The sequence below is a fragment of the Lysinibacillus capsici genome (genome assembly GCF_020217405.1).
Lineage (GTDB): Bacteria > Bacillota > Bacilli > Bacillales_A > Planococcaceae > Lysinibacillus > Lysinibacillus capsici.
The window spans coordinates 4,222,581-4,245,581 of sequence record NZ_CP084108.1; the positions used below are offsets into that span (position 1 = coordinate 4,222,581).

The 23,001-nt window shown below is 40.5% G+C and carries 20 protein-coding genes, 8 tRNA genes and 3 rRNA genes; 5 read left to right on the plus strand and 26 right to left on the minus strand.

Translation table 11 applies throughout. From position 1 onward, the window contains the following. Positions 1–22: 22 nt before the first annotated feature. The 4 genes from LCP48_RS20865 to LCP48_RS20880 all read left to right on the plus strand — a co-directional run bounded on the left by LCP48_RS20865 (position 23) and on the right by LCP48_RS20880 (position 3,575). A complete protein-coding gene (locus LCP48_RS20865) occupies positions 23–292 on the plus strand; it encodes a (2Fe-2S)-binding protein (protein ID WP_004224294.1) in 270 nt (89 codons plus the stop codon). Next, the gene (locus LCP48_RS20870; protein ID WP_004224292.1) at positions 289–630 is read left to right on the plus strand and encodes a (2Fe-2S)-binding protein; all 342 of its coding nucleotides are present in this window, start codon (positions 289–291) and stop codon (positions 628–630) included. The genes LCP48_RS20865 and LCP48_RS20870 overlap by 4 nt, the downstream gene beginning before the upstream one ends. After that, complete coding sequence (locus LCP48_RS20875) at positions 620–1,837, plus strand: NAD(P)/FAD-dependent oxidoreductase (protein WP_004224291.1); 1,218 nt, start codon at positions 620–622, stop codon at positions 1,835–1,837. The genes LCP48_RS20870 and LCP48_RS20875 overlap by 11 nt, the downstream gene beginning before the upstream one ends. Positions 1,838–2,120: 283 nt before the next feature. Then, positions 2,121–3,575 carry an alanine/glycine:cation symporter family protein gene (locus tag LCP48_RS20880; protein ID WP_004232871.1) on the plus strand — a complete coding sequence of 485 codons (1,455 nt, stop codon included), beginning with the start codon at positions 2,121–2,123 and terminating at the stop codon, positions 3,573–3,575. Between the two features lie 44 nt (positions 3,576–3,619). Here the strand turns inward: LCP48_RS20880 and rrf are convergent. The 23 genes from rrf to acpS all read right to left on the minus strand — a co-directional run bounded on the left by rrf (position 3,620) and on the right by acpS (position 19,559). Continuing rightward, a 5S ribosomal RNA gene (rrf, locus tag LCP48_RS20885) occupies positions 3,620–3,735 on the minus strand. A gap of 115 nt (positions 3,736–3,850) precedes the next feature. Continuing rightward, positions 3,851–6,778, minus strand: a 23S ribosomal RNA gene (locus LCP48_RS20890). Positions 6,779–6,959: 181 nt separating this feature from the next. Then, positions 6,960–8,512 (minus strand): 16S ribosomal RNA (locus LCP48_RS20895). Together the 16S, 23S and 5S rRNA genes with 8 tRNA genes alongside form the textbook arrangement of a ribosomal RNA operon. Positions 8,513–8,709: 197 nt before the next feature. After that, positions 8,710–8,783: transfer RNA gene (locus LCP48_RS20900), tRNA-Gly, on the minus strand. Between the two features lie 17 nt (positions 8,784–8,800). Then, positions 8,801–8,877 (minus strand) — tRNA-Arg (locus LCP48_RS20905). 18 nt (positions 8,878–8,895) lie between these two features. Continuing rightward, positions 8,896–8,981 (minus strand) — tRNA-Leu (locus LCP48_RS20910). A 66-nt stretch (positions 8,982–9,047) separates the two neighbouring features. Continuing rightward, positions 9,048–9,120 (minus strand) — tRNA-Lys (locus LCP48_RS20915). A 15-nt stretch (positions 9,121–9,135) separates the two neighbouring features. Then, a tRNA-Gln gene (locus LCP48_RS20920) sits at positions 9,136–9,210 on the minus strand. 5 nt (positions 9,211–9,215) lie between these two features. Next, positions 9,216–9,291 (minus strand) — tRNA-Asp (locus tag LCP48_RS20925). A 30-nt stretch (positions 9,292–9,321) separates the two neighbouring features. After that, a tRNA-Glu gene (locus LCP48_RS20930) sits at positions 9,322–9,393 on the minus strand. Position 9,394: 1 nt separating this feature from the next. Continuing rightward, a tRNA-Asn gene (locus LCP48_RS20935) sits at positions 9,395–9,471 on the minus strand. A gap of 91 nt (positions 9,472–9,562) precedes the next feature. After that, the gene (locus LCP48_RS20940; RefSeq protein ID WP_004232061.1) at positions 9,563–10,024 is read right to left on the minus strand and encodes a SprT family protein; all 462 of its coding nucleotides are present in this window, start codon (positions 10,022–10,024) and stop codon (positions 9,563–9,565) included. Positions 10,025–10,091: 67 nt separating this feature from the next. Next, complete coding sequence (locus LCP48_RS20945) at positions 10,092–12,263, minus strand: Tex family protein (protein WP_004232060.1); 2,172 nt, start codon at positions 12,261–12,263, stop codon at positions 10,092–10,094. A 135-nt stretch (positions 12,264–12,398) separates the two neighbouring features. Continuing rightward, positions 12,399–13,184 carry an RNA polymerase sigma factor SigB gene (sigB, locus tag LCP48_RS20950; RefSeq protein ID WP_009370668.1) on the minus strand — a complete coding sequence of 262 codons (786 nt, stop codon included), beginning with the start codon at positions 13,182–13,184 and terminating at the stop codon, positions 12,399–12,401. Then, a complete protein-coding gene (gene rsbW, locus LCP48_RS20955) occupies positions 13,162–13,632 on the minus strand; it encodes an anti-sigma B factor RsbW (RefSeq protein ID WP_004232058.1) in 471 nt (156 codons plus the stop codon). The genes sigB and rsbW overlap by 23 nt, the downstream gene beginning before the upstream one ends. Continuing rightward, a complete protein-coding gene (locus LCP48_RS20960; RefSeq protein WP_004232057.1) occupies positions 13,632–13,964 on the minus strand; it encodes an STAS domain-containing protein in 333 nt (110 codons plus the stop codon). The genes rsbW and LCP48_RS20960 overlap by 1 nt, the downstream gene beginning before the upstream one ends. Before the next feature lie 63 nt (positions 13,965–14,027). Continuing rightward, the gene (locus LCP48_RS20965) at positions 14,028–14,978 is read right to left on the minus strand and encodes a PP2C family protein-serine/threonine phosphatase (RefSeq protein ID WP_009370666.1); all 951 of its coding nucleotides are present in this window, start codon (positions 14,976–14,978) and stop codon (positions 14,028–14,030) included. Between the two features lie 58 nt (positions 14,979–15,036). Beyond that, positions 15,037–15,438 (minus strand): anti-sigma regulatory factor, encoded by a 402-nt coding sequence (locus LCP48_RS20970; protein WP_004232055.1) that lies wholly within the window; start codon positions 15,436–15,438, stop codon positions 15,037–15,039. A gap of 361 nt (positions 15,439–15,799) precedes the next feature. Beyond that, positions 15,800–16,150, minus strand: coding sequence for a type II toxin-antitoxin system PemK/MazF family toxin (locus LCP48_RS20975; RefSeq protein WP_004232054.1), 351 nt, complete (start codon positions 16,148–16,150; stop codon positions 15,800–15,802). 4 nt (positions 16,151–16,154) lie between these two features. Continuing rightward, entirely contained in the window at positions 16,155–16,418 is a 264-nt protein-coding gene (locus tag LCP48_RS20980) for a hypothetical protein (RefSeq protein ID WP_004232053.1), read from the minus strand. Positions 16,419–16,719: 301 nt separating this feature from the next. Beyond that, the gene (gene alr, locus LCP48_RS20985) at positions 16,720–17,841 is read right to left on the minus strand and encodes an alanine racemase (RefSeq protein WP_009370664.1); all 1,122 of its coding nucleotides are present in this window, start codon (positions 17,839–17,841) and stop codon (positions 16,720–16,722) included. Positions 17,842–18,022: 181 nt separating this feature from the next. Beyond that, on the minus strand, positions 18,023–19,081 hold the full coding sequence (locus tag LCP48_RS20990) for a LolA family protein (RefSeq protein ID WP_004232051.1): 1,059 nt from the start codon (positions 19,079–19,081) through the stop codon (positions 18,023–18,025). A gap of 124 nt (positions 19,082–19,205) precedes the next feature. After that, positions 19,206–19,559, minus strand: coding sequence for a holo-ACP synthase (gene acpS, locus LCP48_RS20995; RefSeq protein ID WP_004232050.1), 354 nt, complete (start codon positions 19,557–19,559; stop codon positions 19,206–19,208). A 65-nt stretch (positions 19,560–19,624) separates the two neighbouring features. On the opposite strand from acpS, the gene LCP48_RS21000 reads away from it, so the two are divergent. Further along, complete coding sequence (locus LCP48_RS21000) at positions 19,625–20,248, plus strand: rhomboid family intramembrane serine protease (protein ID WP_004232049.1); 624 nt, start codon at positions 19,625–19,627, stop codon at positions 20,246–20,248. Positions 20,249–20,313: 65 nt separating this feature from the next. Here the strand turns inward: LCP48_RS21000 and LCP48_RS21005 are convergent, their stop codons facing one another. The 3 genes from LCP48_RS21005 to LCP48_RS21015 form a co-directional block, all read right to left on the minus strand. Beyond that, the gene (locus LCP48_RS21005) at positions 20,314–20,889 is read right to left on the minus strand and encodes a GNAT family N-acetyltransferase (protein WP_004232046.1); all 576 of its coding nucleotides are present in this window, start codon (positions 20,887–20,889) and stop codon (positions 20,314–20,316) included. A gap of 111 nt (positions 20,890–21,000) precedes the next feature. Continuing rightward, complete coding sequence (locus tag LCP48_RS21010) at positions 21,001–22,467, minus strand: PH domain-containing protein (RefSeq protein ID WP_004232031.1); 1,467 nt, start codon at positions 22,465–22,467, stop codon at positions 21,001–21,003. Continuing rightward, entirely contained in the window at positions 22,460–22,939 is a 480-nt protein-coding gene (locus LCP48_RS21015; protein ID WP_004232029.1) for a PH domain-containing protein, read from the minus strand. Before LCP48_RS21015 ends, LCP48_RS21010 begins: the two co-directional genes overlap by 8 nt. Positions 22,940–23,001: the final 62 nt, after the last annotated feature.

A 23,001-nucleotide genomic window follows, 5' to 3' on the forward strand; every position in this document is an offset into this window, starting at 1 on the left:
TTGCGTATTAGGGGTGTAGGCTATGCAAAATAAAACTATGATGGTATGTCGTTGTGAAGAAGTTAGCTTCGATGAACTAGTCAAAACAGCATCTGAATATAATTGTTCTGCACGAGAACTAAAATTACGTACGCGTGCGGGAATGGGCTACTGTGGTGGTCGTACTTGTCGTACAATGGTAGACCAAATCGCACATATCTATCAGCCAAGAAGCAATAATGACATATCATTAAAATACCAAGCGCCCATTCGTCCGGTGCGTTTTGCGGATTTAGGGGAGGTTAAATCATGACAGAACGTATTATGAGTCATCCTATTTTGGGAGATCTGCCACACAAGGAAAAAGTATCTTTTACTTTTGATGATCAATTATACGAAGCATATAAAGGCGAATCATTAGCAGCTGCATTACTTGCCCAAGATATCCGCACATTACGCGTGCATGAGGAAACTGGTCATCCACGTGGTATTTATTGTAATATTGGTCATTGCTTTGAATGCCGTGTAAATATCAACGGCTTAGATGGAGAACGTGCATGTATTACGCCAGTCACTGAAGGTATGGTTGTAAAGAGTGGCAAAGTACTTCCAACGACGGTACGTGATTGGAGGAAACATCATGGGAAATAAAGTAATTATTATCGGTGCTGGTCCTGCTGGTCTTTCTGCAGCTATTACTTTGGCTGAAAAAAATATTGGCGTTGTCGTTATAGATGAGTACCTTTATGCAGGCGGACGTTTACTTGGACAACTTTACGAAGAAAGCCCAAATAAATGGTGGAATGGCATAGTAGAATCCGAACGATTATTAGCTCGTGCCAAAGAATTGAATGTCGAGTTTTCTTTACAAACGTCCGTTTCAGATTTAGAAAAAATAGATCAAGATTGGGTACTCCATACGAATAAAGGTGTTTTCCATACAAAGCAGTTGCTCTTAGCTACAGGTGCCGCTGAATCACCGTTCCCTATTCCAGGATGGACGTTGCCTGGTGTGATGTCTGTAGGGGCTGCGCAAGTCATGACAAATGTGCATCGGGTAAAGCCCGGCAAGCGCGGCGTTATTATTGGTGTTAATGTGCTTTCTTCTGCAATTGCTATGGAGTTGCAAATCGCTGACGTGCAAGTGGCAGCTATCACATTACCTGCAGCCAATTTATTAACAATTAATAGTAGTAATCCATTAGAGGTAATGAATTCTTTATTGCATGTTTCTCATATGGCCCCTTCTCCACTTATAAAAATTGGTAGTAAGTTTATGAAAAATGAATTCCTAAAGAAACTTGGGATTACGTTCTATCCTAAAGATGGGGTTAGAATGTGGGGGATTCCAATTATGTTGCGAAAAGCTGTTATTGAAATTGTGGGTAAAGACCAAGTTGAAGGTGTTGTTCTTGCAACAGTCAATATAGATGGTTCTATTGTTCCAGGCAGTGAGAAACGCATTGATGTAGATTTTGTTTGTATCGCAGGAGGATTATATCCGTTAGCAGAATTGGCCTCTTTAGCAGGTTGCCCCTTCCATTATATTGAACAATTAGGCGGATTCGTCCCTCTACATAATGAACAAATGGAGACGAACTTAACAGGCTTACATGTTGCGGGCAATATTACAGGAATTGAAGGCGCAAAAGTAGCATTAGCACAAGGAAAAGTTGCTGCCCTCACTATTGCATCCAAGTTAGGTGCTAGCGTTACGCAACTAGACATTCAACAAGCAATTGAAGATGTAGAAACAACAAGGGCTAATGCCCATATCCAATTCCATCCGGAAGTTTTAGTAGGTCGTCAAAAAATGAAGGAAATATGGTCACAAACTTTGTCACATACGCTAAGTTAATTATGTCCATTTTTTTAGACAAAAGTAAAAAAGTGTATACAGTTTTTAAATCAATTGTTCCTATAAAAAATCTTTCTCTAGCTTTTTAAGAGAAAGATTTTTTATTTTTTTATAGCCTTAATCCATTCATTTCGTTGTCGAAAAAACATGAAGCTCAATTATTGGCATAAAAAATGCATTATCCATTAGTAAGAAATTAAAGTTGAAAGGAGGGTTTCTATAGAACGATAGAGGAAGAAACAAGGATGTGGGCTGTGAAATGATTCTTTAAGGGGGAGAATAAATGGAAGCAATCGTAAATACTTTAGTTGATTACATTTGGGGAAATGCACTCGTTTACTTAGCATTAGGTGTAGGCTTATATTTCACTGTTATTACAAAAGCTGTTCAATTTCGTTATATTCCTGAGATGATACGGTTATTGCGTCAACGAGGGGAAACGAACGAAGGCATCTCTTCTTTTCAAGCTTTCTGTATGGCGTTGTCTGGACGTGTCGGGGTTGGTAATATTGCTGGGGTGGCAACTGCTATTGCTGCTGGGGGACCCGGTGCAGTATTTTGGATGGGAGTTATGGCCTTCCTCGGTGGAGCAAGTGCATTCATCGAATCAACTTTAGCACAAGTATACAAAGAAAAGGCGGATAATCAATATCGTGGTGGATCTCCCTATTATATTGAAAAAGGGTTAAAATTAAAAGGATTTGCCATCTTTGTAGCAATCGTAATTTGTATTTCGTATGGAATTTTAGTGCCAGGGATTCAAGCAAACACAATAGCTGCTTCATTCGATACAGCATTTCATTTTCCACCATTTGTAACAGGTATAATTATTGTTGTACTTTTAGCATTAATCATTTTTGGTGGCATTAAGCGGATTGCACGAGTAGCAGATAAAGTTGTCCCAATTATGGCGCTTGCTTATGTTCTATTAACAATCATTATTTTAGGAGCTAATTTAAGTGCAATTCCTGGAATGCTTAAATTAATCGTTACAAGCGCATTTGGTACAAATGAAATATTCGGAGGTATCGTTGGAGCGGCTATTGCCTGGGGTGTAAGACGTTCAGTATTTTCAAATGTGGCTGGTGCAGGTGAAGCAACATTCAGTTCAGCTGCCGCTGAAGTAACACACCCAGCTAAACAAGGTTTAGTCCAAGGTTTCTCGATTTATATTGATACGATAATCGTTTGCACAGCAACGGCTTTAATGATTTTAATAACAGGTATGTATAATGTAACACCTCCTGGCGCTACATCACCGCTTGTAGAGAACGTTCCAGGCCTTGTTGCAGGTACTGCTTATACGCAAGCCGCTGTATCTACTGTATTTCATAATCTTGGAAGTAGTTTTGTAGCCATTGCCATTTTCCTTTTTGCCTTTACAACTTTAATGGCATACTATTATATAGCAGAAACGACAATTGTATATCTAGATAAGAAATTACAATATCCAATATTAAAATTCGTTTTAAAAATTATTTTTTTAATAGTCGTTTACATCGGAAGCATTCAATCTGTGAGCCTTATGTGGGGATTGGGGGATATTGGATTCGGAAGTATGAGCTATTTAAACTTTATTGTAATCGTTTTATTATCAAAACCTGCTATCAAAGTTTTGCGCGATTATGATCGTCAAAAGAAGGCAGGCCTGGATCCTATTTTCGATCCACGTGAGGTTGGCATTGAAAACGCCGATTTTTGGATTGCATACAGTGATAGATTTAAAAAGAAGAAATAAGTATGAAATAAAAAACAGTCAGCACTCAGCTGACTGTTTTTGTTGCCTAGCGACGTCCTACTCTCACAGGGGGAAGCCCCCAACTACCATCGGCGCTAAAGAGCTTAACTTCCGTGTTCGGTATGGGAACGGGTGTGACCTCTTTGCCATCATCACTAGACTTTTATTCGACCTCCAATACACGGCGTATTACGGCGTCTTGAAGCTCTCTTTTTTGTTGAAAGAATTATTCTTTCAAAACTGGATAAACGGTGCATTGAATGTTTCAAACTTTTTTGGTTAAGTCCTCGATCGATTAGTATTCGTCAGCTCCATGTGTCACCACACTTCCACCTCGAACCTATCTACCTCATCGTCTTTGAGGGATCTTACTTACTTGCGTAATGGGAAATCTCATCTTGAGGGGGGCTTCATGCTTAGATGCTTTCAGCACTTATCCCGTCCACACATAGCTACCCAGCGATGCCTTTGGCAAGACAACTGGTACACCAGCGGTGTGTCCATCCCGGTCCTCTCGTACTAAGGACAGCTCCTCTCAAATTTCCTACGCCCACGACGGATAGGGACCGAACTGTCTCACGACGTTCTGAACCCAGCTCGCGTACCGCTTTAATGGGCGAACAGCCCAACCCTTGGGACCGACTACAGCCCCAGGATGCGATGAGCCGACATCGAGGTGCCAAACCTCCCCGTCGATGTGGACTCTTGGGGGAGATAAGCCTGTTATCCCCGGGGTAGCTTTTATCCGTTGAGCGATGGCCCTTCCATGCGGAACCACCGGATCACTAAGCCCGTCTTTCGACCCTGCTCGACTTGTAGGTCTCGCAGTCAAGCTCCCTTGTGCCTTTACACTCTACGAATGATTTCCAACCATTCTGAGGGAACCTTTGGGCGCCTCCGTTACCTTTTAGGAGGCGACCGCCCCAGTCAAACTGTCCGCCTGACACTGTCTCCTGCCCCGCTAAGGGGCATGGGTTAGAATTTCAATACAACCAGGGTAGTATCCCACCGACGCCTCCTTCGAAGCTGGCGCTCCGAGATCTCTGGCTCCTACCTATCCTGTACAAGTTGTACCAAAATTCAATATCAGGCTACAGTAAAGCTCCACGGGGTCTTTCCGTCCTGTCGCGGGTAACCTGCATCTTCACAGGTACTATAATTTCACCGAGTCTCTCGTTGAGACAGTGCCCAGATCGTTACGCCTTTCGTGCGGGTCGGAACTTACCCGACAAGGAATTTCGCTACCTTAGGACCGTTATAGTTACGGCCGCCGTTTACTGGGGCTTCAATTCGCAGCTTCGCTTGCGCTAACCACTCCTCTTAACCTTCCAGCACCGGGCAGGCGTCAGCCCCTATACGTCACCTTACGGTTTTGCAGAGACCTGTGTTTTTGCTAAACAGTCGCCTGGGCCTATTCACTGCGGCTCTCATGCGCTTGCACGCTCAAGAGCACCCCTTCTCCCGAAGTTACGGGGTCATTTTGCCGAGTTCCTTAACGAGAGTTCTCTCGCACACCTTAGGATTCTCTCCTCGACTACCTGTGTCGGTTTGCGGTACGGGCACCTCTCACCTCGATAGAGGCTTTTCTTGGCAGTGTGAAATCAGGAACTTCGTCCATACGGACTCGCCATCACAGCTCAACGTTACAGTGTGCGGATTTGCCTACACACACGCCTTACTGCTTGGACGCGCACAACCAACGGCGCGCTTACCCTATCCTACTGCGTCCCCCCATTTCTCAAACGGTGAGGAGGTGGTACAGGAATATCAACCTGTTGTCCATCGCCTACGCCTATCGGCCTCGGCTTAGGTCCCGACTAACCCTGAGCGGACGAGCCTTCCTCAGGAAACCTTAGTCATACGGTGGACGGGATTCTCACCCGTCTTTCGCTACTCATACCGGCATTCTCACTTCTAAGCGCTCCACCAGTCCTTCCGGTCTGACTTCAACGCACTTAGAACGCTCTCCTACCACTGACATCGTAGATGTCAATCCACAGCTTCGGTGAATCGTTTAGCCCCGATACATTTTCGGCGCAGCGTCACTCGACCAGTGAGCTATTACGCACTCTTTAAATGATGGCTGCTTCTAAGCCAACATCCTGGTTGTCTGTGCAACGCCACATCCTTTTCCACTTAACGATTACTTTGGGACCTTAGCTGGTGGTCTGGGCTGTTTCCCTTTTGACTACGGATCTTATCACTCGCAGTCTGACTCCCGTGTATAAATATCTGGCATTCGGAGTTTGTCTGAATTCGGTAAACCGGGATGGCCCCCTAGTCCAAACAGTGCTCTACCTCCAGTATTCTCATCACGAGGCTAGCCCTAAAGCTATTTCGGAGAGAACCAGCTATCTCCAAGTTCGATTGGAATTTCTCCGCTACCCACACCTCATCCCCGCACTTTTCAACGTGCGTGGGTTCGGGCCTCCAGTAAGTGTTACCTCACCTTCACCCTGGACATGGGTAGATCACCTGGTTTCGGGTCTACGACCACGTACTACTTCGCCCTATTCAGACTCGCTTTCGCTGCGGCTCCGCCTTCTAAAGCTTAACCTTGCACGTAATCGTAACTCGCCGGTTCATTCTACAAAAGGCACGCTATCACCCATTAACGGGCTCTAACTACTTGTAGGCACACGGTTTCAGGATCTCTTTCACTCCCCTTCCGGGGTGCTTTTCACCTTTCCCTCACGGTACTGGTTCACTATCGGTCACTAGGTAGTATTTAGCCTTGGGAGATGGTCCTCCCGGATTCCGACGGAATTTCACGTGTTCCGCCGTACTCAGGATCCACTCAGGAGAGAACGAACTTTCGACTACAGGGCTTTTACCTGCTCTGGCGGACCTTTCCAAGTCGCTTCATCTAACTCGCTCTTTTGTAACTCCGTATTGAGTGTCCTACAACCCCAAGAGGCAAGCCTCTTGGTTTGGGCTCTTCCCGTTTCGCTCGCCGCTACTCAGGGAATCGATTTTTCTTTCTCTTCCTCCAGGTACTTAGATGTTTCAGTTCCCTGGGTCTGCCTTCAAGACGCTATGTATTCACGTCAAGATACTACGCGATTAAACGTAGTGGGTTCCCCCATTCGGAAATCTCCGGATCAAAGCTCACTTACAGCTCCCCGAAGCATATCGGTGTTAGTGCCGTCCTTCTTCGGCTCCTAGTGCCAAGGCATTCGCCGTGCGCCCTTAATAACTTAACCAAGTTATTAAGCCTATAAAAAAACTTAAAAAATAAATGTGTTTGTTACAATTTCAATGTCGTTTTATCCAGTTTTCAAAGAACAAGTTTTGAAGTGTTTCATTCAGAAGAATGAACCTTCAAAACTGAACGCAAAACGTAATCTTACAAACCCAAGGTTTGTATTCCGAAAGTATCCTTAGAAAGGAGGTGATCCAGCCGCACCTTCCGATACGGCTACCTTGTTACGACTTCACCCCAATCATCTATCCCACCTTCGGCGGCTGGCTCCAAAAGGTTACCTCACCGACTTCGGGTGTTACAAACTCTCGTGGTGTGACGGGCGGTGTGTACAAGGCCCGGGAACGTATTCACCGCGGCATGCTGATCCGCGATTACTAGCGATTCCGGCTTCATGTAGGCGAGTTGCAGCCTACAATCCGAACTGAGAACGACTTTATCGGATTAGCTCCCTCTCGCGAGTTGGCAACCGTTTGTATCGTCCATTGTAGCACGTGTGTAGCCCAGGTCATAAGGGGCATGATGATTTGACGTCATCCCCACCTTCCTCCGGTTTGTCACCGGCAGTCACCTTAGAGTGCCCAACTAAATGATGGCAACTAAGATCAAGGGTTGCGCTCGTTGCGGGACTTAACCCAACATCTCACGACACGAGCTGACGACAACCATGCACCACCTGTCACCGTTGCCCCCGAAGGGGAAACTATATCTCTACAGTGGTCAACGGGATGTCAAGACCTGGTAAGGTTCTTCGCGTTGCTTCGAATTAAACCACATGCTCCACCGCTTGTGCGGGCCCCCGTCAATTCCTTTGAGTTTCAGTCTTGCGACCGTACTCCCCAGGCGGAGTGCTTAATGCGTTAGCTGCAGCACTAAGGGGCGGAAACCCCCTAACACTTAGCACTCATCGTTTACGGCGTGGACTACCAGGGTATCTAATCCTGTTTGCTCCCCACGCTTTCGCGCCTCAGCGTCAGTTACAGACCAGAAAGTCGCCTTCGCCACTGGTGTTCCTCCAAATCTCTACGCATTTCACCGCTACACTTGGAATTCCACTTTCCTCTTCTGCACTCAAGTCCCCCAGTTTCCAATGACCCTCCACGGTTGAGCCGTGGGCTTTCACATCAGACTTAAAGGACCGCCTGCGCGCGCTTTACGCCCAATAATTCCGGACAACGCTTGCCACCTACGTATTACCGCGGCTGCTGGCACGTAGTTAGCCGTGGCTTTCTAATAAGGTACCGTCAAGGTACAGCCAGTTACTACTGTACTTGTTCTTCCCTTACAACAGAGTTTTACGATCCGAAAACCTTCTTCACTCACGCGGCGTTGCTCCATCAGGCTTTCGCCCATTGTGGAAGATTCCCTACTGCTGCCTCCCGTAGGAGTCTGGGCCGTGTCTCAGTCCCAGTGTGGCCGATCACCCTCTCAGGTCGGCTACGCATCGTCGCCTTGGTGAGCCGTTACCTCACCAACTAGCTAATGCGCCGCGGGCCCATCCTATAGCGACAGCGAGATGCCGTCTTTCAGTCTTTCACCATGAAGTAAAAGAGATTATTCGGTATTAGCCCCGGTTTCCCGGAGTTATCCCAAACTATAGGGTAGGTTGCCCACGTGTTACTCACCCGTCCGCCGCTAACGTCAAAGGAGCAAGCTCCTTTTCTGTTCGCTCGACTTGCATGTATTAGGCACGCCGCCAGCGTTCGTCCTGAGCCAGGATCAAACTCTCCATAAAAGAAATTTGATTAGCTCAAATTGTTTTGCTGGCATCATGTTTGATGTCCAAAATTGTGTTTCGTTCACTAGCAAAGCTAGCTACTTAAAAATTTATTGATTACGTTTTGCTTGTTCAGTTTTCAAGGTTCATATTGTCGCCCTTTTGGACAACTATTTAAATCTATCATACAACCAAAAGGTTGTCAATACTTTTTTTGGAGCGGGTGATGAGAATCGAACTCACGACATCAGCTTGGAAGGCTGAGGTTTTACCATTAAACTACACCCGCATATATTTTCTTAAAAATGGCGCGCCCGGCAGGAGTCGAACCCACAACCTTCTGATCCGTAGTCAGACGCTCTATCCAATTGAGCTACGGGCGCATATGAAATTAATTGACTTGGTGCGGCCGAGAGGACTTGAACCTCCACGGGGTTGCCCCCACTAGGCCCTCAACCTAGCGCGTCTGCCGTTCCGCCACGACCGCATTCGATTAGTAACTTTTTTATTATACTATGATAATTTGAAAAGTCAACTCTTTTTCTTAAAGAGATGAGCCATGAAGGACTCGAACCTTCGACCCTCTGATTAAAAGTCAGATGCTCTACCAACTGAGCTAATGGCTCGAATTAAGAAATGAATGGCTGGGGTACTAGGATTCGAACCTAGGCATGACGGAATCAAAATCCGTTGCCTTACCGCTTGGCTATACCCCAATAAGTGGCGGTCCCGACCGGGATCGAACCGGCGATCTCCTGCGTGACAGGCAGGCATGTTAACCGCTACACCACGGGACCAAAATATTATTTACATTAAATTATGAAAAATGACCCCTACGGGATTCGAACCCGTGTTACCGCCGTGAAAGGGCGGTGTCTTAACCACTTGACCAAGGGGCCATGGCTCCGAAGGCAGGACTCGAACCTGCGACAACCTGATTAACAGTCAGGTGCTACTACCAACTGAGCTACTTCGGAATAATTCATGTTATGTTGTCGCCGTTATCTTGTCGACTTTTACTATTATAGGGACAACTCAACAAAACGTCAACTATTTTTTAAACTTTTTTTACTCCAATAATTTTAATTTCCCCAAACACTTACTGCAACAATACTTTTCAACATTCATTTTTATTTTCCGTATATATAATTGGTGGCAATTGACACAAGTATATGTATAGCGTCGTCGCTGTTTTTTAACTGTAGCTTTAGGGACATGTAAAACTGCACAAAATCGGGGGGCATCTACTTTCCTTAATAATTCTCTAAAATCTTTATCTCGATGCTGATACCCTTTACCTTCAATATGTAGGTGATAATGGCATAATTCGTGTAAAACAATACCTTGAATCTCCTCCAAACCGTATAACTCATAGGCTTTAGGATTAATCTCAATATTATGGGATTGTAAAAGATATCGTCCTCCCGTTGAACGTAATCTCGCATTAAAGTAGGCTTGATGCAGAAATGGCCTCTGAAAGTTTTCTAAAGATAAGCGACGAACAAGCTCTTGTAATTCTTGATTGTCCATAGTAATCACCTCTAACAACAAGAATACCACACTGCTTAGTATAGACAGTGTGGCAAAAATTTAGTACTCAAACTAATACTTGATTTTTAGGTGGAAGCATCGTTAAAGAGATACGTCCTTTCGTTATATCTATTTGTTCAACCCAGACAGTTACAATATCCCCAAGCGCCACAACTTCTAATGGATGCTTAATACGTTTATTTTGGAGTTTAGAAATATGCACAAGTCCATCTTGCTTCACGCCAATGTCAACAAATGCGCCGAAATCTACTACATTTCTTACCGTCCCCTGCAATTCCATACCAACTTTTAAATCTTCCATTTTTAATACATCAGTCTTAAGCAATGGTTGTGGGAATGCATCACGTGGGTCACGACTAGGTTTCATTAAAGTATCCACGATATCTTGAATTGTCACAACTCCTACTCCAAGCACATCACTTAACTTTTGGATATTTAGTGCTGCAATAGCTTCCTCTGCCTTCTGTGTCCCTAACTCTTTTTTATCTATTTGAGCCTCTGCTAATATTTGCTCAGCAAGAGCATAGCTCTCAGGATGAATACCTGTAGCATCAAACGGATTTTTTGCTTCTGGGACACGTAGGAAACCAATAGCTTGTTCATACGTTTTGGCGCCTAACCTTGGAATCTTCTTTAATTGCGCACGTGTAGTAAATTGACCATTTTCCTCTCGCGTCTTTACGATATTCTCTGCAACAGTTTTTGATAGGCCAGAAACGTATTGTAAGAGTGATGATGAAGCCGTATTTACATCAACACCAACTTGGTTAACAGCAGTTTCTACTATAAAAGATAGTGATTCATTTAATTTTTTTTGAGAAACATCATGCTGATACTGACCTACACCCACAGCTTTTGGTTCAATTTTCACTAACTCTGATAAAGGGTCCTGTAAGCGACGTGCAATGGAGACAGCACTACGTTGTTCAACCTGTAAATCAGGAAATTCTGTACGTGCAATTTCAGACGCTGAATAAACAGATGCCCCCGCTTCATTGACAATCACATAGGCTATGTCAGTAGTAAGCTCATTTAATACATCCGCGATAAATTGTTCTGTCTCTCGAGATGCTGTACCATTACCAATGGCAATTATACTTATTGGATACTTTGCCAAAATTCCTTTTACAATAGCTTTGGATTTTGCTACATCTGGTTTCGGTGGATGTGGGTAAATAGCTGTAACCTCAAGCATTTTCCCAGTTTCATCTACAACTGCTAGCTTGCAACCTGTACGGTAAGCTGGATCAACCCCTAAAACATATTTACCTTTCATAGGTGGCTGAAGCAATAGGTTACGTAAATTTTCGGAAAAAATATGAATAGCCTGTGCCTCAGCTTTTTCTGTAAGCTCGTTTCGCAATTCCCTTTCAATTGAAGGCTGAATTAAACGCTTGTACGAATCCTCGATTGCTAGTTTAACTTCTGCAATAGCAGGAGACGAACCAGTTGCAGGTATCCATTCTTTCCACATAATCATTAATACTCGGTCCACCGGCACATGAATAGAAACCTTTAAGATTTCTTCTTTCTCTCCTCGGTTTATCGCTAAAATACGGTGTGGTACAATGCGACTAACAGGCTCTTCATATTCGTAATACATTTCAAAAACATTTTTCTCGTCGATTTCTGTATTTTTCACAGACGTCACAAGAATTCCATCTTTCCATGAATAAGCTCGGATTTTTTCACGAATAGAGGCATCGTCCGCAAAACGTTCTGCTAATATATCTCGAGCTCCTATCAGAGCTTCTTCCGTATTAGCAACTTGTTCATTGTCCACAAAGTCAGTTGCTAATTGCTCTAATGCATCATCACTAAATGCTAACAGGAGATCTGCAAGAGGCTCTAAGCCTTTCTCTTTTGCAATCGTCGCCTTTGTACGTCGTTTTTGCTTATAAGGTCTATATAAATCCTCAACACGTTGTAAGATTGTTGCTGAAAGAATAGCCTGCTCTAATTCTGGTGTAAGCTTTTCTTGCTCTTGGATTAATCGTATAACTTCTTCTTTTCGTTGTTCAAGTTGCTGTATGTAGTGATAACGATCTTCTACAGCTTTAATTTGCACCTCATCGAGTGATCCTGTAACCTCTTTTCGATAGCGCGCAATAAATGGTACCGTATTTCCCTCTTCTAATAAGTTAATAACAGCTTCTACTTGCCCTGGTTTGACTGCTACATCTTTTGCAATGAGCTGTAACATTTGCTTTTGCTCCACATCATCACTACCTTTTTCTTTTCATTTTACCATTACACTTTACTAAAAATGCAAAAAAATAGTCTACTCAGACGAATATGAGTAGACTATTTCCATTCATTTTAAAGGTATTTTTCATTAAACACCCACGAAAGATTAGAGCGAAACACCGCCACTTGCTAGAATAGCCTCTTGTAATTTCTTTATTGCTTTCCTTTGTATCCTCGATACATGCATTTGAGAAATCCCTAATCGTTCTCCAGCTTCTTTTTGACTAAGTTGCTCTAGATATGTAAGCTGAATAATTTGTTTTTCCCTCTCGTTCAAGACGACCAGCGCATCTTGAACAATCATTCGTTGATTTGTCATTTCATAGCCATCGTCTTCCCTGCCCAAAATATCGAATAACGTGACTGTACTACCGTCTGAGTCTGACTCTATCGAATGGTCCATAGAAAGAGCTTGATAACTACGGCTCATTTCCATAGCTTCTAGTACCTCTTCTTCTGCTACTTCTAATCGTTCAGCAATATCTTTAATGGATGGAGAACGCTGCAATTCAATTGTCAGCGCCTCCACCGTTGATTTAATCCTCGGCCCAAGTTCCTTAATACGTCTAGGCACATGCACATCCCATGTTTTATCACGTAAAAAACGTTTGATTTCCCCAACAATTGTTGGCACGGCAAAAGCTTCAAAACTACGACCAACATTCGGATCAAAACGTCTTATTGCACCTAACAATCCCAGCATCCCTACTTGAACAATATCATCATAATAAGATTTACCATTCGAATATTTACGAGCTATAGATTCAACTAGATATCGATAATGAATCACTAAATTGGTTTGTGCTTCATCATCCTCCGTTGACTGGTACAATTCAATCCACTTAAGTACATCTTCTTTAGATGAAGATTTATGTAGTGATTCTTTCGACATTTTTCTCCACCTGCTCCCTAGTGACATACTTTGTCATGAAGACAGTTACGCCACCATCGTTATTAATCATCACCTCATCCATCAAAGTTTCCATTAAATAAAGCCCCAAACCACCTTCTCTTAGCCCTGCAATACTTTCTTCAGGATGATACGGCCCAATCTTAGATTTAATCTCTTCAAAATTAAAACTATTGCCGTAATCTGCAATCATCATTTCCATTTTATCGTCATACAGCGCACACCCAATGACAATTTCACCCTCTTCTTCGTCTTTATAAGCATGGTGAACAACATTTGTCACAGCCTCACTTGCTGCAATTTTCAAATCTTCAATATCATCATAATTAAAGCCAATCCTACTTGCTAAGCCCGAGACAGTTAATCGAATGACACTGACAAATTGCGGTTTAGCAGGAACTCTAATTTCAATATAGTCAAATTCCTTCATTATCTTAATTCCACCTTTTTATCAGTTTCGATATCCATCAAATCACTAAGACCAGTAATTTCAAATAATCTTTGTAACCTATTCGATAAACCAACGAGCTTTACTTTACCATTTTCACGTAATGCTCTCTTATAAAAGGCAACAAAAATCCCAAGCCCTGTACTATCCATGTAATTTACCTTTGATAAATCAAGTTCAATTTCTAAACCCTCTGTAATCTTTACAGCTTCCAACTCCTCTCGTAATCCTGAAGCAGTAAACGTATCAATCTCACCCTCAACAAAGCCAAATAATTTATGATCAATTTCTTTAAAATGTATCGTTACGTCCATATAGCACACCTCCACCATATTTGTTAGACTATTTTCTTTACCCTGTTCAATTAAAACTTAAACCTATTTTTTTAAAATAACTACAGTAAAATCATCAAATAGTTTAAAATTTTGCACTCTCTCTATTTCCTTATAAAGGAGCTGACACAATTGCTGGGCAGATAAATGTCTATTTTCTTTTATTAAAGTTGTGATTACGTCTCGCGAATTTATTTCTTCTTTCACTCTAAATTCTGTCACACCGTCGGTCATCATAATAATCAAATCATTCTCTTCTAAAACAATTTCATGAAACATATAGTTTGTTTCAGACAATACACCCAGTAGTAAACCTTTAGCCTCTAAGGTAAAGAACTGATCGTTCTTTGCACTATAATGTAAAGCTGGTTCATGGCCTGCCGAAGCATAAGAAAAAATGTTATGCTCTACATCTAAGCAACCATAAAACATCGAAACAAACATACTGTCATCCACACCTTTTTCTATTACCCTATTAATAACTTCTAAAACATATGAGGGATCTTTATATGCATATACCAATGTTTCAAGTCCATATTTAACCATCGACATACATAAAGCAGCAGGAACTCCTTTACCGACAACATCTGTCACAGCTACACTCAAATATTCTTCTCCGTCATGAAAAAAATGTACATAATCGCCGTTCATTTTTCGAATAGGTACTGAAATCATACCTATATCAATATTTTGCATATTCGGCACATAAGTTTTCAATAATGTTTTTTGGATGTTTGTCGCTATTTTCATTTCCATTTCATATTCAGCTTGCTTTTGTAGTAAACTTTGATGCTCTCTATGTGCCATTCCATAATGCACCATTACTTCAATCAAAAAATCATAAGCAGGCTGTGATTCGTTCATTTGATTCGGAAATATTTGTTCTACAGCATTTTTATGAATGCTAATAACATCCTCGGGAGAGATATTTTTTTGAATTAACTGACGTGTGAAGTTCTGAGCGATATATAAATTTCTTTCTGTTTGGTTGACCATATAATCTGCTAATATTTTTTTATACTGAGCTTCTAATTGTTTCAGTTTTCTTCACGTCCTAACGCAACCATTTTTCCGCTCTTATTGTTGTTCCCTCTCCAATGACAGATTGAATATCTAAACTATCCATCAATCGTTTAACACCTGGCAAACCAGCACCTAGCCCCCCCGAGGTGGAATAACCATCCTCCATTACTTTACGAACATCTTTAATACCAGGCCCTTGATCTATTGCAACAACAACTATTTTCTTTTCAGTATCCGCCTCCACCCTTTCAATTTCTATGACGCCTATACTTGCATATAAATATATATTTCGTGCTAATTCACTAATTGCCGTGGTGATGCGGGCTTGATCAACAGTGCCAAATCCAAGTGCTTTTGCTTCATTGCGCCCCAGTTGTCTAGCTGCAACAATATCCCACTCTGTAATAATTTCAACCGAAGACCTATATGCCACTGCTGTCCCTCCACTTCTTTTGGAGTTATACTCTAACACTTTTATTCAACCTGCTTGCCATAATTTAAGTTGAATTAATCGCCTCTATAAATGGAATATTCTATGTATATTTTCATATACCTTTTAAGAATTTTTTCAAAAATCTATTTTTATTAAAAATCTTGTGTATATCTTAAAGCTTTTTGTAACATTTATCAATTACACCTTGGCTTAATTATTTCAGGCACTTCATCTTTCGTAGCAAAATCGTTTGCTGAACAAGATCTACAGTAATCCAAATTATAGTAGATGCATTTCAAGCATATAAGACAAAAAAGCATCGAGATTTCATAATCTCGATGCTTCTATACACATATGTATATCAAAATTTAACTAGACCTAAACTAATCATCAATGCACCATCAACTTTTTCCATCACAGCATGATCAAGTTGCGTAATACGATCCGTCAATCTTGACTTATCAATTGTTCGCACTTGTTCTAGCAAAATAACCGAATCACGTTCAAAACCATACTTTTCAGCATTGATTTCAACGTGTGTCGGTAACTTTGCCTTTTGAATCTGTGCAGTGATAGCTGCGATGATGACAGTCGGACTAAATCGATTGCCAATATCATTTTGAATAATCAGCACCGGCCTAGTGCCTCCTTGTTCAGAACCTATTACCGGTGATAAGTCTGCAAAAAAAACGTCACCACGTTTTACATTCAAAGTGTCATCCCCCGCTAACGAGACGCTCCACCATATGTTGTGCTTCATACTCTGCATGCAAGCATTCGCTCGCAATCATTAAATTAATATGAGACATTTCAACATATCCTTTAATCATAGCTTCCCGTATTTGATTTGGTTGCTCCTGCATTAAATTTTTGCGCGCTAAAATACGCACAAAAGATTCACCTTCAATTACTTCCTTTGTTTGTAGAAATAGTCTGTCTTGAACAGCAATTGTAGCTTCTCTTAACTTTTTCTCGTACACAGCAAGCACCTCCAACGGAACCATACACTTTTCATTACTTTCCATTCTATCATTGAAAGATATTGTTGAAAAGACATGAAATGACAAAATATCTGACAATTTGAAGTACAAATTGTAAAAATATGTTGGTTGTCGAAGGTATATGCTGAATAATTATTATTGCAATGTGTTTTCAAATATGAGTCATTACTATGTTTTGGAAAAGAAATAAGTTCTCCAGTGCTAATTTATTTACCAAATTCAACTTGGAACATTGCTCATGACATTACATTGAGATTTGACTAATTCTAATGAAAGACAACTAAAGATATATTCTAGGAACTCTTGTTGTTATAATGCATGGTATTTCATAATTAATTGTTTCGAGCTTTGTTGCCCATTCATCGATCGATACTCCAGTATTTCCTTGTCGACCAATGAGTGTTACCTTCTCACCTATATCATATGCTTTTGGTAGGGCAACCATACATTGGTCCATACAAATTCGTCCAACAATCGGCATTCTTTGTCCATCAATTAAAACCTCTTGCCCACCTAACTTGCGAATCACGCCATCTGCATAGCCTATTGGAATTGTTCCTATCCACATATCTGTCGGAGCAACATATGTAGCTCCATAGCCAACTGAATCACCTGATTTTATTTGCTTTACATGAACAAGTTCACTTTCAAGCGAGAACGCTGGTAACAAAGGAAAAGGTAAAATACTTGTCACATATGCAGAAGGTGATAACCCATACATTGAAATACCAAATCTAACAGCATCATATTGTAAATGCGGATCTTTTACTAATGAGGCTGCTGTATTAGATGCATGAACAAGTCGCGGCTTATTAGGTATTACAGCTAAACATTTCTCAAAAAATTGTACCTGTTGATCAAAATGTAGCGTATCCTCTTCATCAGCTGTCGCAAAGTGTGTAAATATTCCATCCAGCTCCATGTTCTCTGTAGACTGTATTGTTTGATAGAGCTCTAATAATTCCTGCTCTGAGCGAATACCTATTCTACCCATCCCGCTATCTATTTTTATATGAAGTCGTAAAGGAAGCGCTTCATCCACTAACAGAGAAGCAGCTTGCTGCATCCAATCATCGGCAAATGCCGTAAGTATAATACGTTGCTGCGCTGCATAAGGAGCAAATGAAACTGGAGATGCACCTAATATTAATATGTCTGGTTCTTCAAAATGTGCTCGAATATGTAATGCCTCATCGGGCGTTGCCACTGCAAGTACTGTGGCACCAGCTTCAAGAGCTGCCCGTGCAACGGCTACATCTCCATGACCATACGCATTTGCTTTTACTACAGCGATAATTTGAACATTAGGTCGTAAAAATTCTTTTAAGTTTTTTACATTTTGTTGAATTGCTTGTAAGTCTATTATTGCTTTGGTTGGACGAAAAAACTGCTGTGTCTTCATAAGAATACCCTCTTTATTTTTAATTAAAACATTATGTAGGACATACATATTGCAAAGTATGTCAATTTAGCTTGTACACACAAAGTTTTAGCTTTCGCATGAGCCTATACTTTATAAGGTTCACTTTATAATTATCAATAAGCTACAGCCTCCGTATTCCAGAAGGCTGTAGCTAGAAAAGTTACTTCATACTACTTATCGTCATAGATGTAGCAACTTCAATCATTTCTTCTCGCGTTAATTTACTTGATGCTACAAAGAATTCAACACCATCTTTTTCCCAACTAATTGATGTATCTGTAATAGCACCAATTGTATAGCCTAAATCAACTGGATCACCAGGTGACGATACAGGTAACATTGAATTTTCCTTCATTACTGGTTGCTGCATAACAGTAAATGCCTTCTCACCTTCGTATGTTAAGATTACTCGTTCCATTCCACTTTCCTGCACAACTTTTTCATTCGCTAATTGTGCCCAATTTACAACAGGATAATGTGTTTGGAATTCTTGATATTCAACTTCTGCTCCAACAGCTTCCTTATCCTCATTATCTTCTTGCCCTTCTTTTTCGGCAGGTTTAGCTTGTTCACCTTTCGTGTTATCTTTATCAGTGAATTGCTCAACTGCATACTCTTTTGCAGCATGTTGTACACCTAGCTTAATTTTCTTAAATGTGATTTTGATTTGCTCTTCTTTCACATCATTCATAATAACTACTGAGGTTGGCAATAAAGTTTTCTTATCTACTGTTATAACCTGATGTGGCATACTGTTCTTATAGCTATTTCTAGTAGCCGCTTCAAATATATATGCTTTTTCTTCTTCTTTCATGACAAGATTTTTATCTTCTGCTAAATCTTCTGCTAGCGCTCCAATTAAGTATGCCTGACTATTTTTCTTTGGCCAATCACTTTGGAATTTATACATTTTGTTTAATGTCGGTGTTACGACAAAAACACCATCAGCATTACGTACAATCATTTGAGAAACATCTTTCCCACTTTCAACTACTTCTACTCGATAGAAATCAGGTTTTGTGTGCCATACTGTTACATCATAATTTCTTGGTTCCCCACCCGATTTAATTTCCATCGATGCATTTAATTCATAACCATTCGTCTCTGCCCATTTACCATTCACTTTCTTCAACACTTTTTCCTGTGAGGCTGCACCACATGCCGACAGAAGTAATATCGTACAAAGTAAGACGAGCCATTTAACTATACGGTTGCCCACGCTTTCACCCTTTCTTCTTTCAAATCCACTACGACAATATATGAACCGTATTTGTCAGTTATGTCATTTGAAGAAAGGGCAATATATTTAAATTTACATGCAATCCTTTTAGACAAGTTAAGTACTACTCTAATAAGATTACTTGAGCAGCTGCGTATTGCTTAGAATGCGTAATACTAACAAATCCATTGACAAGTTCATCCTTAAAATATAAAACAGGATTGCCTGCCGCTCCTTTTAATACTTCCATATCATGAAGCTTACATTGTTCCCCAAGCCCTGTTCCCAGAGCTTTCGAAAATGCTTCTTTTGCAGCAAAACGCCCAGCTAAAAATTCTATTTTACGAGTTTCTGAATAACCATCAAATATTTTTTTTTCATTTATCGTTAAAATGCGGTCTTTAAATTTATCTGTTCGTTTCATAGCCTTTGCAATACGATCAATCTCTACAATATCGAGGCCAATTCCCTTAATCATGTGAACCTTCTCCTTTACCTATTTCCAACAAGGCATGTATAATAATTGTAAATTGAGGTGGAGCCATGTTTAGTAGAACGGAAAATTTTAAGCAATATACAAAGTATTACCCTGTTGTTTCAACTTTAATAGCAATAAATCTTACTCTTTATGTATTGTCTCTCATACCCAGCATAGGAACACTCTTGTGGAATTACGGAATCCAAGCAAATTTCCTGATTCAAAGTGGTGAATGGTGGCGTGTTTTTTCTGCCATATTTTTACATGCAGGTTTTATGCATGTGTTTTTTAATATGTTTTCCTTATATCTCTTTGGACCAGAGCTAGAAAAAATCGCAGGGAAAGCACGTTTCATTACAATTTATTTAGTATCAGGTATTGTAGGCAACATGGCAACCTATATATTCTATGATAGTAGTTATGCGAGTCTTGGTGCAAGTGGGGCTATTTTTGGAATTTTTGGTGCATTTGGGGCATTAGTTTACTATACTCGACGTACAATGCCAATGCTTCGTAAGCTCATTTTACCAATCATCGTCATCAGTGTCATTATGACTTTTCTCCAACCAAATGTGAATGTCTTTGCACATTTAGGCGGTTTAGTAACCGGATTTATCCTTGGACTTGTCTATTTACATCCAAAAAGAATTTTAAGTTGGCGAAAACAAAAGATGGCTGGTAGACCATAACATTAAAAAGAAAAGAGGAGCTGCTCACCTATAGAGCAGCTCCTCTTTCCTTACCATGACATCCATTATAAAACCACTGTAGCTTCATTTGACATCTTTATTTTTTTCCATTCAGTTGCTGTTAAACCATAAACAACCTGATCTACGTAGTGATCATATAGCCACTCAGCATCCCTTAAACGCCCTTCTTCATGAAAGCCTAATACCTTTGGGATTGTACGACTACGAATATTACCTACTGCAACACGCACTTCTATACGATTTAACTTTAAATAATTAAAGGCAAAATCAATCAATGCTTTCATGGAATTCGTAACGAGCCCCTTTCCTACAAATTCGTTCCCTAGCCAGTAGCCAATACTTGTCCATTTATGTTGCCAGTTGATTTGGTGATAACCAATAACACCCGCAAGCTTTCCATCATAGTATATCCCTGCTTGTATGCCGTTGTGATCAGCATATTGTTGCATAGCATTTTTTACGAATTGCTCAGTATCCCTTACTGTTTTGACATCATCTACAAAGGGCAACCATTCACGTAATGTATCCCTTGAACGATCAGTTAAAGCGAATAACTCTTCTACATCACTTAAATCCAAAAGCTTTAAATAAGCGCTTTCATTAATGTCATATTTAAACAATGTCTCCACCCCTTTTGTTCTATTTACTTTATTATAAACAGCATCTCTATTTATTTATAGTTAAAAAAGCTAATCCTTCCATTAAATTGAAAGGATTAGCTTTTCAGTTCATTAATGTTCATACCAAGTTAAGATCGTCTCGGCATCTTGTTGCTCTAGGCTGGAAACACTCCCCGTTGTACCAGTTGCTCCTGACATGACAGTTGCTTTTACAGATATAACATTCTTTCTTTTTTGAAAGTATGATTGTGTACTTTCAATAGATTGAATTCGCTTCTTCTCCATGATTAACGTAATTCGACTAAACACCCGATACTGCATAGCCAGTTGCTTGCCATCTATTTGATAGCCTGCTGTTCTATGCTGCCAAATACCAAGTAAAATTGTTAATGGAATTAACAGCAACGACAATAGCCCGTATGGATAAAAGAAATAGATAGATGCACCGATAATCGGAACTAGCCAGAAAAAATCAATGCGATAAAAAAATGGCCTTGCCCTTTTTGGTGAGCGAGTAAATGTAGGCTGCCAATTCATATCTGGGAAAAGCTGTTCTAATGTTTGCATACAATCCGGCTTCTTAATAAGTGGAAATAGCGTAATTTTTTTATCATTTCCATCTTCACCGTTACCACCAGCACTTTCAACAACCACTGTAGTAAAGCCTGTTAACTGACGTAATGGATTTTCCACAATACGAATTGCCTGAATTCGATTCAACGGCAAAGTAATACGCTTTTTTTCTAACAGTCCTTTTGTGATAATCAACTTTTCTTCCTCAATGCGGACCGTATAATCATAATAATTTATCAGTGTGATGACCACAGATACAATCCAAGCAATGATTAAAACAACCATCACCGTCAATGCTACTAAAAATGCGCCGATTTTCACAAAATCAGCTAACTCATGAAATACAGTTTCATAAGGAATAATATCGGAAAATTGTGAAGCAACTGCTGCAAGACCTGATAACACAACACCAATTCCACCTGATGTTGTTGCTAATACCAGTAAATCTCGCATAGACATATGGTAAATCATCGGAGTTGGTATCGCTTCCTCTACGACCTGCACTTGATCCTGATGTTGAACCGCTTCGTTTTTAGCATGACGCATTTCTAATTCAATAATATCTGCTGCTGCTTTTCGAATGGCTGTCAGCTCAACCTCAGGTTTTCCTCCTTTACTACCAGCAGTCTCCACCTGAACTTTCACTAAACCAAAAATGCGATGAAAAACACCTTCATTGTAATTTAAACTTTGAATACGTTCAAAAGGGATATAACGTTTCTTTTTAACAAATAATCCATATGTCACACGCAATTCCCCATCTTCAAACCAGTAAACAAATGTCCGCCATTTTATGATTCCTCCCACGAACGCAAGAAGTGCTGCAACTCCCCATACACCGAACAGTAAAATGGTTTCAAAAAAATGATCACTACGAAAATTCAAAGAAAAATTAAAGCCGTTACTTATGATAATAATCGCAATTGGTAATATCATACTTTTCAATGCTTTTACACTTGTTATAATTGCAGACACTGGATGTAAACGATTAATTTCCTTAGACATCATCTTCAGCCACCCTTGCTAAATCAGAAATACGCGCACGCAGTACGTCTGCTTCATCCATAACAAGTGCAGGAATCGTATGTACAGTTGCAGCTGTAGAAATAGAGATATTACCTAGGTCGTATTTTTTTAATATCGGCCCTTGTGTTGTATCAACATGTTGCACACGTACCATTGGAATTAATGTGCGTTTCACAACAAATAAACCATGTTGTACTTCGATTTCATGCTCTCGAACTTCATAGCGCCATCTTTCCCATCTGATTTTCGGGAAAATAAAAATAGATAATATCGCACTTAGTAATACAATTGCACACGCTATGAAGTAAATAAATGAAGGCCATTCAAAATAATAAGTACCATAGCTTACAAGTCCTGCTACAACTAACAGCACCAATGTTTGTATGACTCCATATAAACGCCACACTGTTAGCCCTTTACGAGAAATTTGATGAATCGGTTGTGCTCTCATTGTCGTTCCCCCTCTTTCTTCATTAGGTGTATACGAATTCACTCACCTTTTTGTTTCAACTA

Bases quoted from the DNA above. Each gene is read 5' to 3' on its own strand.
- LCP48_RS20865 (WP_004224294.1), top strand. From the start codon at position 23: ATGCAAAATAAAACTATGATGGTATGTCGTTGTGAAGAAGTTAGCTTC.
- LCP48_RS20870 (WP_004224292.1), top strand. From the start codon at position 289: ATGACAGAACGTATTATGAGTCATCCTATTTTGGGAGATCTGCCACAC.
- LCP48_RS20875 (WP_004224291.1), top strand. From the start codon at position 620: ATGGGAAATAAAGTAATTATTATCGGTGCTGGTCCTGCTGGTCTTTCT.
- LCP48_RS20880 (WP_004232871.1), top strand. From the start codon at position 2,121: ATGGAAGCAATCGTAAATACTTTAGTTGATTACATTTGGGGAAATGCA.
- LCP48_RS20940 (WP_004232061.1), bottom strand. From the start codon at position 10,024: ATGGACAATCAAGAATTACAAGAGCTTGTTCGTCGCTTATCTTTAGAA.
- sigB (WP_009370668.1), bottom strand. From the start codon at position 13,184: ATGTCGAAAGAATCACTACATAAATCTTCATCTAAAGAAGATGTACTT.
- rsbW (WP_004232058.1), bottom strand. From the start codon at position 13,632: ATGAAGGAATTTGACTATATTGAAATTAGAGTTCCTGCTAAACCGCAA.
- LCP48_RS20960 (WP_004232057.1), bottom strand. From the start codon at position 13,964: ATGGACGTAACGATACATTTTAAAGAAATTGATCATAAATTATTTGGC.
- LCP48_RS20965 (WP_009370666.1), bottom strand. From the start codon at position 14,978: ATGGTCAACCAAACAGAAAGAAATTTATATATCGCTCAGAACTTCACA.
- alr (WP_009370664.1), bottom strand. From the start codon at position 17,841: ATGAAGACACAGCAGTTTTTTCGTCCAACCAAAGCAATAATAGACTTA.
- acpS (WP_004232050.1), bottom strand. From the start codon at position 19,559: ATGATTAAGGGAATTGGCCTCGATATTGTAGAGATTGATCGTATTGCA.
- LCP48_RS21000 (WP_004232049.1), top strand. From the start codon at position 19,625: ATGTTTAGTAGAACGGAAAATTTTAAGCAATATACAAAGTATTACCCT.
- LCP48_RS21010 (WP_004232031.1), bottom strand. From the start codon at position 22,467: ATGTCTAAGGAAATTAATCGTTTACATCCAGTGTCTGCAATTATAACA.
- LCP48_RS21015 (WP_004232029.1), bottom strand. From the start codon at position 22,939: ATGAGAGCACAACCGATTCATCAAATTTCTCGTAAAGGGCTAACAGTG.